12 protein-coding genes and 4 pseudogenes are annotated in these 14,168 nt (G+C 70.8%); 12 read left to right on the plus strand and 4 right to left on the minus strand.

Annotated elements, in window-relative coordinates; all coding sequences use genetic code 11:
- Positions 1–130: 130 nt before the first annotated feature.
- From KME75_RS20480 to KME75_RS20490, 3 genes are all read left to right on the plus strand, one after another.
- Positions 131–286, plus strand: coding sequence for a hypothetical protein (locus KME75_RS20480; protein WP_219416475.1), 156 nt, complete (start codon positions 131–133; stop codon positions 284–286).
- Positions 287–346: 60 nt separating this feature from the next.
- Complete coding sequence (locus tag KME75_RS20485) at positions 347–814, plus strand: acyl-CoA synthetase family protein (RefSeq protein ID WP_308282922.1); 468 nt, start codon at positions 347–349, stop codon at positions 812–814.
- Positions 815–960: 146 nt separating this feature from the next.
- Positions 961–1,209, plus strand: a complete 249-nt coding sequence (locus KME75_RS20490) for a cytochrome P450 (RefSeq protein WP_219416476.1) — start codon at positions 961–963, stop codon at positions 1,207–1,209.
- A 15-nt stretch (positions 1,210–1,224) separates the two neighbouring features.
- Here the strand turns inward: KME75_RS20490 and KME75_RS47610 are convergent.
- Positions 1,225–1,431, minus strand: a pseudogene (locus KME75_RS47610) (four-helix bundle copper-binding protein); the annotation flags it as partial.
- Between the two features lie 365 nt (positions 1,432–1,796).
- Positions 1,797–2,822: a LacI family DNA-binding transcriptional regulator gene (locus KME75_RS20495; RefSeq protein WP_219416477.1), complete on the minus strand. Its 1,026-nt coding sequence runs from the start codon at positions 2,820–2,822 to the stop codon at positions 1,797–1,799.
- 231 nt (positions 2,823–3,053) lie between these two features.
- Between KME75_RS20495 and KME75_RS20500 the strand changes: the two genes are divergently transcribed.
- Entirely contained in the window at positions 3,054–5,069 is a 2,016-nt protein-coding gene (locus KME75_RS20500) for a beta-L-arabinofuranosidase domain-containing protein (protein WP_219416478.1), read from the plus strand.
- On the plus strand, positions 5,066–7,000 hold the full coding sequence (locus KME75_RS20505; protein WP_308282923.1) for a glycoside hydrolase family 2 protein: 1,935 nt from the start codon (positions 5,066–5,068) through the stop codon (positions 6,998–7,000). The genes KME75_RS20500 and KME75_RS20505 overlap by 4 nt, the downstream gene beginning before the upstream one ends.
- 71 nt (positions 7,001–7,071) lie before the next feature.
- On the opposite strand, the gene KME75_RS20510 is transcribed toward KME75_RS20505, so the two are convergent.
- Positions 7,072–8,046, minus strand: coding sequence for a nucleoside hydrolase (locus tag KME75_RS20510; RefSeq protein ID WP_219416479.1), 975 nt, complete (start codon positions 8,044–8,046; stop codon positions 7,072–7,074).
- A 274-nt stretch (positions 8,047–8,320) separates the two neighbouring features.
- Here KME75_RS20510 and KME75_RS20515 point away from each other — a divergent pair, with 274 nt between their 5' ends.
- From KME75_RS20515 to KME75_RS46040, 6 genes and pseudogenes are all read left to right on the plus strand, one after another.
- Complete coding sequence (locus KME75_RS20515; protein WP_308282924.1) at positions 8,321–9,631, plus strand: ABC transporter substrate-binding protein; 1,311 nt, start codon at positions 8,321–8,323, stop codon at positions 9,629–9,631.
- Positions 9,632–9,762: 131 nt separating this feature from the next.
- Entirely contained in the window at positions 9,763–10,608 is an 846-nt protein-coding gene (locus KME75_RS20520; RefSeq protein ID WP_308282929.1) for a carbohydrate ABC transporter permease, read from the plus strand.
- Positions 10,609–10,732: 124 nt separating this feature from the next.
- Entirely contained in the window at positions 10,733–11,515 is a 783-nt protein-coding gene (locus tag KME75_RS20525) for a carbohydrate ABC transporter permease (RefSeq protein ID WP_308282930.1), read from the plus strand.
- Positions 11,516–11,552: 37 nt separating this feature from the next.
- Positions 11,553–11,618: pseudogene (locus KME75_RS46845) on the plus strand (hypothetical protein); the annotation flags it as partial.
- Between the two features lie 196 nt (positions 11,619–11,814).
- Positions 11,815–11,913: pseudogene (locus KME75_RS46035) on the plus strand (hypothetical protein); the annotation flags it as partial.
- A gap of 55 nt (positions 11,914–11,968) precedes the next feature.
- Positions 11,969–12,157 (plus strand): annotated as a pseudogene (locus KME75_RS46040) (SDR family oxidoreductase); the annotation flags it as partial.
- Between the two features lie 225 nt (positions 12,158–12,382).
- On the opposite strand, the gene KME75_RS20535 reads toward KME75_RS46040, so the two are convergent.
- Positions 12,383–12,619 carry a hypothetical protein gene (locus KME75_RS20535; RefSeq protein ID WP_219416481.1) on the minus strand — a complete coding sequence of 79 codons (237 nt, stop codon included), beginning with the start codon at positions 12,617–12,619 and terminating at the stop codon, positions 12,383–12,385.
- A 232-nt stretch (positions 12,620–12,851) separates the two neighbouring features.
- Between KME75_RS20535 and KME75_RS20540 the strand changes: the two genes are divergently transcribed.
- Complete coding sequence (locus KME75_RS20540; RefSeq protein WP_308282926.1) at positions 12,852–14,153, plus strand: MFS transporter; 1,302 nt, start codon at positions 12,852–12,854, stop codon at positions 14,151–14,153.
- Positions 14,154–14,168: the final 15 nt, after the last annotated feature.

The following is a 14,168-nucleotide window of genomic DNA, read 5'->3' on the forward strand; positions in this document are numbered from 1 at the left end:
TCGCGGTGTCCGGTCGGGCAGCAACGGCTCCAGCCGTGCCCACTCCGCGTCGGTCAAGTCGTGGCGATCAAGCACAGAAGAGATCTACCGCAGCCGACCCGCATGATCCACGGGACACGCTCTAGTGCCCGTGGCGCTCACCGCGCCCACTCCGACGTTGCGCCTGCATGTGGTCTGGCGGACCGACGACGCCACGCCCCTGGTCGACGCCCTGCTTGCCGCGCTGCGCGCCGCCGGGCCGTACACGTTCACCTGGCCCCCGAGGACGCCGAGCCGCGGTGATTGACGGGGCCGATCGCACGTTCACACATCGGTTCTTGCCACACTGCCGGGCTGCGAGGTTGCGGTGGCCCCCGACGGCGAGATCCTGGTCCGCGGCGAGCAGGTGTCGCCGGGGTACTGGCCGCTGCGCGACGGGACCGGTGCCGACCCGCTGCACACCGGATGGCTGCACACCGGCGACCTCGGCGAGCTCGACGCCGACGGCTTCCTCGCGATCACCGGCCGCCGCAAGGAGATCATCGTGACCAGCGGGTGGAAGAACGTGGCGCCCGAGCCGCTGGAGGACCGGATCCGCCTGCACGCCGGGATCGCCGCAGCCGTCGTCGTGGGCGAAGAGCGGTCCCAGGCAAGCTCGGCCTGTTCCGGCTCGTCCTGGGCCCCTTCCGCACGACGTACTTCCGCCCGGCGGTGGCGCGATGACCGCGCGAGTGACCGGCCGGCCGCGCGGCACCTCCCGGAGGCCCGTGCGGTTCACCCCCTTCGATCCCGCGTTCCGGCGCGACCCCTACCCGCTCTACGGCCGGCTCCGTGAGGAGCAGCCCGTACACCGCACGCTCGGCATGTGGGTCGTCACCCGCCACGCCGACGTCCGCGCGGTACTGCACGACCGCACGTTCAGCTCAGGGCTCATCCCCCAACTGGTCAGCAAGCAGGCTGGCCGGGCGTCGCGCACCCGACGTGGCGCGGATCGAGCGGTTCGACCGGAAGTCGCTGGTATTCACCGACAACCACGAGCACGCGCGGCTGTGCGCAATCGTGAACCGGGTGTTCACCGGGTCCGCGATCGACGCGCTGCGACCGCTGGCCCAGCGGGTCGCGGACCGGCTGTTGCGGCAGGCGCGCGGCGACGGAGCGATGCACGCCACCCTCCTCATGATCGACTGGTTGTCCGACGGCCCGCGCCGCCTGTTTCCCACCCTGTCCTGAGGACGGCTGCGGGGTTCAGAACGGTGCGATCAGGTCGCGGCGGGACTGCTCGCAACGGCGGCACGCCTTCCGCACAGGCCAGGCAGTGCTGCGGCCCATCCCGCCGTGACGGGCGCACTCGTCGCCGCAGCTCTTGCAAGCCGCGGCGCAGCCCTCCAGCACGGTTCGAGTCAGGTTCACGTCGTGGCCGGTATGCCGCGACAGCACATGCCCGGTGGTGTCGCAGACGTCCTGCGCGAGGACGTCACGGCCGGGCTACGACGGCGGCCGGAGCGGCCGCCGCCACGCCCTGGAGCGAGCCTGTCGCGGTGGCGGTGAGTCCGAGCACCCCGGCTGCACGCAGCACCTGACGACGAGGCAGATCAGTGGACACGAGATCCTCCCAGCTTCGTTCCTGCCATGACACGGAAGCGCCCCCCGCGGATCCACGTGCTCGTCACCTCACAGGGGCACCACGTCAGCCGAGACGCCGCGCCGCGATCACACTTCTGGGCGACGGGAGGGACGGTGCAGGTTGTACCGAAGCTGTTGCATCCTTGTAAAGGCCTTCGTGGTAGATCCGGTCGCCACCTGCTCGTGCTCGACGCTCAGGACGGCGCGACCGGTCCCGTGGACTCGCGGACGACGAGCCGGCAGGGCAGCCTGTGCACGCCCGGTTCGGCCTGACCGTCCATCGCGGCGAGCAGGAGGCCTGCCGCGTAGCGCCCGAGCTCGGGGAGCCCGAAGTCCACGGAGGTGAGCGGGACCCGGCAGCCCGTCACGAGCGTCTCCCAGTTGTCGAAACCGGTGAGTGCGACGTCGTCGGGGACGCGTCGGCCGTGGTCGCGCAGGGTCTCCATGACCCCGCGGGCTATCTGGTCGGTACCACAGACGATGGCGTCGAGGCGGGGGTCGCGGCGGAGCAGGATGTCGGCCGCCTGACGACCCCAGGCCTCGCTCCAGTCGCCGGCGAGGACCCCGCCGCCGGCGATCTCGAGCCCGGCCTCGTCGAGCACCGAGCGGAAGCCCGCGGCGCGTTCGTGGATGGCGAACCAGCCCGGGCCGGTGATGTGGCCGATGCGGCGGCGGCCGGATTCGACCAGGTGCCGAGTCACCAGCGTGGCACCCTGCCGGTCGTCGGGGATGACGGAGATGTCCTCCGGCCGCTCCGACTGCGAGTACGCGTACACGACGGGGAGCGGCCGCTCCACCGAGACCGGCGGCCGGGGGTCGGTGCGCTCGGCCGTGACGATGATCCCGTCGGTCTTGCGCGTGAGCAGCGTGCGCACGTAGTGCTGCTCCCGGATGCTGTCGCCGCGGGCATCGCAGAGGTAGACGAGGATCTTGCCGGCGCCGAGCGCGTCCTCGACGCCGGAGAGCACGGGGACGCTGAACCGGCCGACGCGGTCGCTGGTGAGCAGCCCGACCGAGTAGCTCCGGCCCGACAGCAGGCTGCGCGCGAACACGTTGGCCTGGAAGCCGAGCTCCTCCGCCGCGGCGATCACGCGCTGCCGGGTCTCTGCACGTAGCTGTCCGCGACCGTTGAGGGCCTTGGACGCCGTGCTGACCGCCACCCCGGCGCGCGAGGCGACGTCGACGATCGTGACCCGGTCGTCAGCGCTCGAGATGCTCATTTTCGGAAAACCTCTTCGCGTGCTGCGGCCGGCGCGGCCGTCCGCGCAGGGCCGGCATTCGTCGCCGATCCCGGGATCACCGTACTGCCTCGCACCTTGACACGTCGAGGACGCTCGCCCTAGCGTCCGCCCAGACCTTCGTAAAAGGGTTTCCGAACTTTTCCGCTGCGATCCCTGCGGATTCGATGCGGCGGTTCACGAGCCGACAGCAGGACCTGAGGAGAGCCGTTCGTGACGAGAACCGACCCCGTGCCCTCCGCCGCTCCCGCACCGATCCCCTCCGCGCTGGCCCCAGCAGCCCTGCGCCCGCTCCCGCTGGGGCAACTCCGCCCGTCGGGATGGCTGCGGGACCGGCTGCGGCTGCAGGCCGACGGGCTCGCAGGCCACCTGGACGAGTTCTGGCCGGACGTCGCGGAGAGCGCCTGGATCGGAGGTACCGCCGAGGGCTGGGAGCGCGGCCCGTACTGGCTCGACGGCGTCGTGTCGCTGGCGTTCCTGCTCGACGATCCTGCGCTGATCGCCAAGGTCACCCGGTGGATCGAGCACATCCTCGAGCACCAGGGCGACGACGGGTGGCTGGGACCGCGTGGCGGCGACCCCTCGGCGCAGCACCACGCCGAGTACGGGGACCTCGACGTGTGGCCGCGCATGATCGTCCTCAAGGCGCTGCTGCAGTACGAGGACGCGACCGCTGATCCGCGGGTGCTGCCTGCCGCCCTCCGGTTCGCACGGCTGCTCGACGCTCTGCTCGACCGGTGGCCGCTGCACGAGTGGGGGCGGTCGCGGTGGGCCGACCTGGTGTGGGTGTTGCACGAGCTGCACGACCGTACCGGCGAGGACTGGCTGCTCGCCCTCGCCGACACCGCGCGACGCCAGGGCTACGACTGGTTCAGCTGGGCGCAGGACCTGCCGTACCGGGAGAAGGTGCCCGACGCGACGCTGCGGCGGTTCCAGGAGCGGGCGGGCGGCGTGTGGATGAACGACGACTTCCTTGCCACGCACGGCCCGAACGTGGCGATGGGGCTGAAGTCGATGCCGGTCTGGTGGCGCCGGACCGGCGACGACGATCACCGCGCGCTGTTCGCCGGCATGATCGAGCAGCTCGACGCGCACCACGGCCAGGCGAACGGGCTGTTCAGCTGCGACGAGCACCTCGCCGGACGGCATCCCTCTCAAGGCAGCGAGACGTGCGCCGTCGTCGAGTACCTGTTCTCGCTGGAGGTCGCGCTCGAGGCGTGGGGGTACGCCGAGCCCGTGGCCGGGCGGCTGGAGCGGCTGGCGTTAAACGCGCTTCCGGCGAGCGTCTCCCCGGACGAATGGGCGCACCAGTACGTGCAGCAGGCCAACCAGGTGATCGCGCACGTGACCGAGGACCGCGTGTACACCAACAACGGCCCGGACGCGAACGTCTTCGGGCTGCAGCCGCACTTCGGGTGCTGCACCGCGAACCGGCACCAGGGCTGGCCGAAGTACGTCAGCAGGCTGTGGATGCGCAGCGCCGACGCCGGGCTGATCGCCCTGTCGTACGCGCCGTGCACGATCGACACGGCGGTCGCGGGGGCCGGAGTGCAGGTCGAGGTCGCGGGCGACCATCCGTTCCGCGACGAGGTGCGGATCACCGTGCGGGCCGACGGGCCCGCGGAGTTCCCGCTGCGCCTGCGAGTGCCGGGATGGGCCGATGCTCCTGACCTCGTCGTCGACGGCGGCCCGGCCGAGGCCATGACGGCCGGCACCCTGCACGAGCTGCGCCGGGATTGGGCGGGGGAGCACACGCTGGTGCTGCGGCTGCCCGCGCCCGTCCGCGCCACCCGGCGCTACCACGACGCCGTCGCGGTCGAGCGCGGCCCGCTGGTGTTCGCGCTCGCCGTCGGCGAGGACTGGCGGCAGGTCGGCGGCGAACCGCCGCACGCGGACTGGGAGGTCCGGCCGACCACGCCGTGGAACTACGCGCTCGAGTTCGACCCCGACGAACCGGGCACCGCCGTGCACGTGGAGCACCTGCCCGTGGGCACCCGCCCGTTCGCCCCCGACGGCGCTCCGGTGCGCCTGCACGTGCGGGGGCGCCGCGTGGCCGGCTGGGAGCTCGAGCACGGGGCGGCCGCCGCACCGCCACCCAGCCCGGTGCGGCCGGCCGGGCCGCTCGAGGACCTCGTGCTGCTGCCCTACGGCTGCACGAACCTGCGCGTCACCGAGCTGCCCTGGAGCACTGTGGAGGATGCGCGACGAGACGGAGAGGTGACGCCGTGACCAGCGTCGACACCGCACCCGGCCCGGATGTGATCGACCCAGCGCCCGAGGACCCGCGCGCGGGGTACCCGCGCCCGCAGCTGATGCGTGCCGACTGGTTCGATCTGAGCGGCACGTGGAGGTTCGGCTACGACGACGAGGACCGGGGCGTCCGCGAGCGGTGGTTCGACGAGTTCGGGCACGACCGGTTCGACCGCGAGATCCGGGTGCCGTACCCGCCCGAGTCGCCGTCGTCGGGCATCCGCGACACCGGGCACCACGTGATCGTCTGGTACCAGCGCGAGTTCACGGCGGCCGCGCCGGACGGGCACCGGGTCCTGTTGCACTTCGGCGCCGTGGACCACCGCGCGACGGTGTGGATCAACGGCGCGCACGTGGCCGAGCACGAGGGCGGGCACACCCCGTTCACCGTGGACGTCACCGACCATCTGATCAGCAGCGCGGCGGACGAGGTCGCGGTGCAGTCGGTGGTGGTCCGAGCAGAGGACGATCCCACCGACGTCATGCAGCCGCGCGGCAAGCAGGACTGGCGCGTCGAGCCGCACGCGATCTGGTACCACCGCACCACAGGCATCTGGCAGCCCGTGTGGCTCGAGACCGTGCCCGAGCTGCACGTGCAGGAGCTGCACTGGACGCCGGACCCGACGCGGGCGATCGTGACGTGCGAGGCGCGACTGGCGGGCGGCCCCGCGGTCGTCACGGTCGTGCTGCGGCTGGGGGAGGAGGTCCTCGCCGAGGCCGCCGCCGCAGTGTCGGGGAAGACCGCCGTCCTGCACCTGGACCTGCCCGCCGGTCACCACGGTCAGGACCTGGACCGCCTCCTGTGGTCCCCCGGGTCGCCGACGCTGCTGGATGCGGAGGTGGTGGTGCACCGGGGGACGCTGCAGGCGATGGCGGCGGGGGACCGCGTGTCGAGCTACGTGGGCTACCGCAGCGTCGGGGTCGCCGACGGGGCGTTCCTGCTCAACGGCAAGCCGTACTTCCTGCGGTTGGCGCTGGAGCAGGGGTACTGGCCGGAGTCGCACCTCGCCGCCCCGGACGCCGACGCGCTGCGGCGTGAGGTGGAGCTGGCCAAGGAGCTCGGGTTCAACGGGGTGCGGATCCATCAGAAGATCGAGGACCCGCGGTACCTGTACTGGTGCGACCGGCTCGGGCTGCTGGTCTGGGGCGAGATGCCGAGCGTGTACGCGTTCGGGCCGACCGCGGTCGAGCGGCTGACGCGGGAGTGGCTCGAGGTGCTGCGGCGCGACCGGAGCCACCCGTGCATCGTCACCTGGGTACCGCTGAACGAGAGCTGGGGAGTGCCGCACATCGAGCACCGGGGCCCGCAGCGCGATCTCGCGTCGGCGCTCTACCACCTGACGCGGAGTGTGGACCCGACCCGGCCCGTGGTGAGCAACGACGGGTGGGAGCACACGACGAGTGACCTGTGGACGGTGCACGACTACGGGCCGCATGGGCCGGGGCTGCTCGAGCGCTACGGCGACCCCGATGCGCTCCGCCGGTCGTTGACGATCGGTCGGCCGGGCCGGCGCCGGGTCCTGCTCGACGACCCGCAGGGGCCGGCTCGGCCGGTCGTGATCAGCGAGTTCGGCGGGCTGTCCTATGCTCCGGCGAGCGGAGAGCCGTGGTTCGGCTATTCCACCGTGGCCTCCCCGGAGGACCTGCTGGCCGCCTTCGACGACCTGGTCGGGGCGTTGCTGGACAGCCCGGGCGTCGCCGGGTTCTGCTACACCCAGCTCACCGACACCGACCAGGAGCGCAACGGGCTGCTGACCGCGGACCGGAAGCCGAAGGTCGCCCCCGACCGCGTGCGTGCCGTGCTGAACCGGCCGGCCCGGGCGGTGCCCGCGGAGGAGATCGACCGGTACCGGGCAGCGGCGAACGCACGGTCCCGCGCCCAGAACATCGCGTCCGTCGAGCGCGACTGAGAGCTCCCGGACGCCCGCCGCCCCACGGCCGGCGCCCGGTGACGTTCGGCGGGTGCACCCGGCGACGGCGCCTAACCGGTCGCGGCGGGATCGACCCCGGCGATGGACCGCAGGAACAGCTCGGTGAACTCGTCGGCGCGCACCGCGGTTGCAATCTCGCAGTTCGCCTCCGGCGGCGTCCGCGATGTCAGCAGGTCGGCGACGGTGACGCCGCGGGCGACGTCGCCGCGGGTCTCGACGGCGACGTGCGCGGGCTGCCACGTGACCAGCTCGGGACGGCTCACGACGGCGACGGCCAGCGGGTCGTGCATCGCACACGTTCCGAGCGTGTGCGTGTCGCCGGGGTGGGACGTGTCGAGGAAATCGATCCAGGCCCGCGTGCACTCGCCTGCGTAGCGGCCGAACGCGCCGCCATCGCGCACCATGGCGTCGGCCTGCTCAGCCGTGAGGCGCACCTGCCGGGTCACGTCGAGCCCGACGAACCGCAGCGGCGCCCCGGAGGCGAGCACGACGGCGGCGCCGTCCGGGTCGACCCAGATGTTGAACTCGCCCGGCATGCGCAGCTGATGGGTGTGCCCGAGGAACACCCCGCCCATGACGACGACGGACCGGACCGCCCGGGCGACCGCCGGCTCGAGTGCCAGCGCGAGCGCGACGTTGGTGAGCGGGCCGATCGCGACGAGCGTGACCTCCCCGGGGGAGGCCATCACATGCTCGACGATCGCGGCAGCGGCTCGGCCGTTCCCGGCGTGGCGGGTCGTCGGTGGCACCTCGGACGCCCGCTCCCGGGCGGGGTGCTCGTGCTGCGGGCGCAGCAGGGGGACGGCCGCACCGCGCACCACCGGAACGTCGTCACGGCCGAGGCGGTGCAGGAGCTCGAGGGCGAGCGTCGTCGCCGTGTCGACGTCGGTGTTGCCGTTCACGGTGGTGACGAGTTCGAGCCGCTGGTCGGGGAGCCCGACGGCGAGCGCGAGCGCGAAGCCGTCGTCGATGTCGGAGCCGGGTGCGCCCATCGCCACGTCGGTGTCGATGATGACTCGGTGCATGCGGTCCTCACTCCTCGCGCAGGGAGAGCCGTACCGGGCGTCGTGGGCCTGCCCGTTTTCCGGAAAGCCCGTTCCAGCAGAAAGATCGGGGGCATGCGACGCCTATCGGCGGGCTCGCCAGGCGGGCGAAGCTAACAGTAGTACCTCGCACTCTTGACACGGATGTGACCGGCGTCCTAGCTTCACCGCATCTCCGCAAGTGTTTTCCGGAATTTTCCCTTCTGGGATTTCGAGCCCTGCGACCGCCCCCCAGTGACGAGAGGCAGTACGGATCGTGGAGAACCTTCCCCCCGCACACCTGCCGGCGACGACTCGCCGCACCTTCCTGACTCTCGCCGGGAGCCTGGCCCTCGGTGGCGCGCTCGCCGCATGCGGCGGCGACTCCGGGGGGCTCGACAACGGCGGCGGCGGCGGTGGCGGCAAGCCCACGCTGAAGCAGTGGTACCACCTGTACGGCGAGTCGGGCACCGAGCAGGCCGTGAAGCGCTACGCGCAGGGCTACGAGAAGGCCGCCGTCGACGTGCAGTGGACGCCGGGCGACTACAACTCGAAGCTGTCGTCGGGCCTGCTGTCGAACAGCGGCCCCGACGTCTTCGAGTTCAACGTCAACGTCGACATGGTCAAGAGCGGCCAGATCGTGCCGCTCGACGACATCGTCGGCCCCGTCAAGGACGACTACACCGCCAACGACATCACGGCGACGACGGTCGACGGCAAGATCTACGGCGTCAAGATCGTGGACGACACCGGCTTCCTCTACTACCGCAAGAGCCTGCTGCAGGCGGCGGGCGTGCAGCCGCCGACGACGATGGACGAGCTCATCGCCGCGTCCACCGCACTGAACCGCGACAGCGTCAAGGGGCTCTTCGTCGGCAACGACGCGGGTGTCACCCCCGCCTTCGGCGGCGGCGCGCTCCTCGGACCGGTGCTGTGGATGGCCGGCACGGACTACCTCACGGAGGACAACAAGGTCGGATTCACGACCCCCGAGGTGCGGGACGCCTTCCTCAAGCTGCGCGAGCTCGCCGACAGCGGGTCGCTCCTGCTGGGCGCTCCCACCGACTGGTGGGACCCGTCGGCCTTCACACAGGGGCTGGCGGCGATGCAGTGGTGCGGCCTGTGGGCGATGCCGACCATCAAGGAGGCGCTCGGCGACGACTTCGGCATCGTGGCGTGGCCCGCCCTGAGCTCGAGCGTGGGCAAGCCCTCGACGTTCCTCGGCGGCTGGACGTCGATGGTCAGCGCCAAGGCGCAGGACGTCGAGCTGGCCAAGGACTTCACCAAGTGGCTGTGGATCGACAACACGGAGGCCCAGGAGGACTTCAACCTCTCCTACGGCTTCCACATCCCGCCGCGCAAGAGCCTTGCGTCCACCGCCGAGGCACTCCAGGAGGGTGTGGCCGCCGACGCCCTGCGGATCTTCAACGAGTCCGCCGTCGCGCCGAACCCGTTCTGGACGCCCACGATGAACTCGGCCTTCGCCGACGCGGCCACCGCGATCGTGCGCGAGGGCGCGGACGTGGACGCCGAGCTCGCGGGCGCCCAGCAGGCCGTCGAGGCCGAGCTGGCCCGCCTGGCCGTGTGAGCACGCGCGCTGTGAGCACGGTGCACGCCCCGGCGTCGGCCGCCCCCGCGTCGCGTACCGCGAAGGGCGGCCGGCGGGCCGGCCGCCGCGGTGGGGGCAGCAGGGGGGCCACGCCGGCGTTCTGGCTCTTCATCGGGCCGTTCCTCACGGGCCTGGTCGTCTTCGTCTACCTGCCGATCGCGTGGAGCTTCGTGCTGAGCTTCAACCGGGCGCAGAACACGGTGACGCCCTCGGAGTTCGTCGGCTTCCAGAACTACGTCGACCTGCTCACACCCGGGCCGTTCCTCGACAGCCTGCTGACCTTCACGATCTTCGCGGCGATCATCGTGCCGCTGACGTTCGTGATGTCGCTGCTGCTCGCGGTGCTGCTCAACCAGGTCAAGGTGGCCAGGGCGTTCTTCCGGTCGGCGTTCTTCCTCCCGACGGCGTGCTCCTACGTGGTGGCCTCGCTCATCTGGAAGCTCTCGATCTTCAACGGGGTGCGCTTCGGCCTGGCCAACCAGGTGCTGTCGCTGTTCGGCATCGAGAACGTCGCCTGGCTCTCGTCGGTGAACCCGCCGTGGTACTGGCTGGTGCTGGCCACGGTCCGGCTCTGGTTGCAGCTCGGCTTCTACATCATCCTGTTCCTGGCCGGACTGCAACGGATCTCTCCCGAGCTCTACGAGGCGGCCTTCGTCGACGGGGCGAAGCCCGGGTGGCAGACGTTCCGCTACATCACGCTGCCGCAACTGCGGACGACGTCGGTGGCGGTGCTGCTGCTCAACCTGATCGCCGCCTACCAGGCGTTCGACGAGTTCTACAACCTGCTGGGCAACAGCTCGCTGGCTCGGCCACCGCTGGTCTACCTGTACTACACCGCGCAGGGCAACCAGGACTACGGCCACGGCAGCGCCGGGGCGATGATCCTGGCCGTCCTGATCGTGCTGGTGACCCTGATCCAGGGACGCATCTACGGATTCGGGCGGCCCGAGAAGTGACACGCACGCCGACAGGCGCGGAAGGGGGCAGGCCATGAGCACGGCCACGGTCGTGGGGCGGCGGCGCAGGTCCGCCACGGCAGGCGGGGTCGCAGCCTCGGTGGCGCGGTACGCCGCGCTCGCCATCGCGACGGTGCTCTTCCTGTTGCCGTTCTACCTGATGCTGCGCAACGCGTTCGCCACCGACCCGGAGATCACCGGCGCCGAGTGGACGATCTTCCCGAGCACCCTGCAGTGGGGGAACATCGCGGAGGTCTTCGAGGACTCGTCGGCGAACTTCGGGCGGGCGCTGTTCAACTCGGCGTTCGTCGCGATCGCGCAGACGGCCGGGACGATCCTGCTGTCCTCGATGGCGGGCTACGCGCTGGCGCGCATCCCGTTCCGGTTCGCCACGCCGATCTTCTACGCCGTGCTGCTGACCCTGATGGTTCCGCCCGCGGTGACGTTCGTGCCGAGCTTCATCATCGTGTCGCGGCTGGGGTGGGTGAACTCCTACCAGGGCATCATCGTCCCGGTGCTGTTCAGTGGGTTCACCGCCTTCCTGTTCCGCCAGTACTTCCTCAACTTCCCCAAGGAGCTGGAGGAGGCGGGCCGGATCGACGGGCTGGGCTACTTCGGCGTGTACTGGCGGATCGTGGTGCCGAACTCGCTGGCGTTCTTCGCCGCGATCTCGGTGATCACGGTGATCGCGTCGTGGAACCAGTTCCTGTGGCCGCTGGTCGTCGGGCAGGACTCGTCGATGTGGACGGTGCAGGTGTCGCTCTCGACGCTGATGACGGCGCAGACGATCAACCTGCACCAGGTGTTCATGGCGGCGCTGATCTCGATCGTGCCGCTGGTACTGGTGTTCGTGTTCCTGCAGCGCTACCTCGTGCAGGGCGTGGCGGAGACGGGGATCAAGGGCTGAGCGGAGCGGGGCTCGCTCCCCGCCCGGTTTCCACACCTGCCGGGCCGCGGCGAGGCAGATGGCGACGCAGGGCGGCGGGCGCATCGTCAACGTCGCCTCGATCGCCGGGCTGGAGGGCAACCCCAACGCGACGCCCTACTCCGCGTCGAAGGGGGCGGTCATCGCGCTCACGAAGTCGATGGGCAAGGAGCTCGCGCAGGGCGGCGTGTACGTCACCGCGATCGCCCCCGCCGTGATCGAGACGGAGATCCTGGCGCAGGTCGAACCCGCCCGCATCGACTACGTGCGCTCGAGGAGGGCTGCATCGTCGCGGTGTCGTCGGTGCACGCCGACTTCGGTTCCCCCGCCACCCCGCCTACGACGCGTCCAAGGGTGCGGTCGTCGCGCTCGCCCGCCAGCTCGCGGTGGACTACGCGCCTCAGGTCCGGGTGAACACCGTGCTGCCCGGCCCCGTCTTCCACCCGCACCTGGGACGCGGTGGACGAGGACGGCCGCGCCTGCGCCGCGGCGCAGACCCGGGTCGGGCGGATGGGGGACCCGGACGAGGTCGCCGGAGCCGTGCAGTTCCTGGCCGGGCCGGACGCGTCGTACGTGACCGGAGCCGCGATCACCGTCGATAGCGGCTGGGGCGCGACGAAGTGACTGACTGGTCACCTCACCGTCCACACGCCGTCCTGGATGTACCACGGCGAGCACGAATGGTACGGAATGCCGGTGTACGGGGAGCCGGCGATCAAGGTGGCCCGGGACATTTCCGGAAGGTTCGTCACACAGGAAACCAGATCGTTCGAGACGGACCCGGCGGAAACTGATTACATCCGGCGCTTCGTCGCCCAGCGGCTCCCACGCGGTCAGGGACCGGAACGTCTAAGCAAGACCTGCGTGTACGACATGCCGCCCGATCGCGACTTCATCGTCGACAGGCTGCCCGGTGAGCCGCGCGTCGCCATGTGCGTCGGCGCCGGGCACGCCGGGAAGTTCGCCGGCCTGCTCGGGCAGGTTCTCGCCGAGCTGGTGACCGTCGCCACCGACCATCCCATCGAGGCGTTCCGCATCGATCGCCCGGCCATCACCGATCCCGACTTCGTGCCCACCTTCCACCACGAGACGCAGCTGACCGGGGGCTTGTGGCGGTGCACGGCTCCGAGCCCTCTTGACGACTCGGCCCGGTCTCCCTACGTTAGGGCGACGTGTGCTGACATACGTATACATGGCGTCTCGTGGATGGCCGAACCGGGTCGAGGCAGCGGTGACCGGCCAGGGCGGCCGGTTCCGGGTTCAGGGAGGCCCCGCACTCGTGACAACAACACCGATTCCGTCCGTCGTGGACCCGGCGGTGTGTACCCAGCCGCCGAAGGTGCGCAGGGCGGTATGGGCGGCCGGTATCGGCAACTTCGTCGAGCAGTTCGACTTCGCCGTGTACGGCTACCTGGCGCCCATCATGGCGCCGGTGTTCTTCCCGGGCGACGACGCGGTCACGCAGATCCTCAGCACGTATGCGCTGTTCGCGATCTCGTTCCTCATCCGACCGCTGGGCGGCATGCTGTTCGGCAGGCTGGGCGACCGGGCCGGGCGGAAGCGGACGCTGTCGCTGGCAATCATCCTGATGGGCCTGTTCACCGCGACCATCGGCTTCCTCCCGGGCTACGCCCAGATCGGTCTCGTCGCGCCGATGCTGCTGCTCGTGGTCCGGGTGTTGCAGGGCCTGGTCCAGGGCGGTGAGTACGCAGGCGCGGTGGCGTTCATCGTCGAGTACGCACCCGATCGGCGCCGGGGCCTGTACGCGTCGTTCGTCTCGATCAGCGTGTTCCTCGGTCTCCTGTTCGGCGCGGGCCTGTCCGCGCTGCTCACCGGCGTGCTCCCGGCGGAGGACATGCAGTCGTGGGGGTGGCGGATCCCGTTCCTGCTGGCGCTCCCACTCACCCTGGTCGGGCTGTACCTGAGACTGCGCATCGACGAGACGCCGGAGTTCGTGAAGGCCAGCCACGCAGGCGAGGACGTGGCGAAGGCGCCGCTGCTGGAGGCGCTGCGCACCCAGTGGAACCCGATCCTGGTCTTCTGCGGGGCATCGGTCACGCTCGCGGTGCTGTCCTACTCGTGGGTCACCTTCCTCCCGCAGTACCTGGTCTCGGAGGTCGGGCTGTCCCGGCCGGACGCCTTCCTGTCCAACGTCATCTCGCTGGCCGCCCTGGTGCCGCTGCTGCCGCTCGCCGGAATCCTGTCCGACCGGATCGGCCGCAAGCCGATGCTGGTGGTGGGGTGCATCGCGTGCATCACCGCGGTGCCGATCGCCTACGCCGTGGCCGGGATCGGCACGTTCGCGGCGGCCGTCGTGGCCCAGCTGATCTACCTGGTTCCGGAGTTCTTCCTCACCGGGATCGTGACCGTCTGCATCTCCGAGATGTTCGCGACCCGCACCCGCTACAGCGCCAGCGCCATCGCCTACAACAGCTCCTTCGCGATCTTCGCCGGGGCCACGCCGTTCATCGCGACGCTGCTGGTCGCGCAGACCGGGACGATCTACGCCGTGTGGGGCTTCCTCGCCGTCATCGCGGTGTTCTCGCTGGTCGTCATCCTCAAGTACATGCGCGAGACCCACCTCAGCAGCCTCAACGCCGACAAGTACGCCGCCGCCTGACCGCCCGGCCCGACC

This window comes from Pseudonocardia nigra, assembly GCF_019396355.1.
Lineage (GTDB): Bacteria > Actinomycetota > Actinomycetes > Mycobacteriales > Pseudonocardiaceae > Pseudonocardia > Pseudonocardia nigra.

Coding starts and splice junctions, on each gene's coding strand:
- KME75_RS20510 (WP_219416479.1), bottom strand. CDS start 8,046: ATGCACCGAGTCATCATCGACACCGACGTGGCGATGGGCGCACCCGGC.
- KME75_RS20495 (WP_219416477.1), bottom strand. CDS start 2,822: ATGAGCATCTCGAGCGCTGACGACCGGGTCACGATCGTCGACGTCGCC.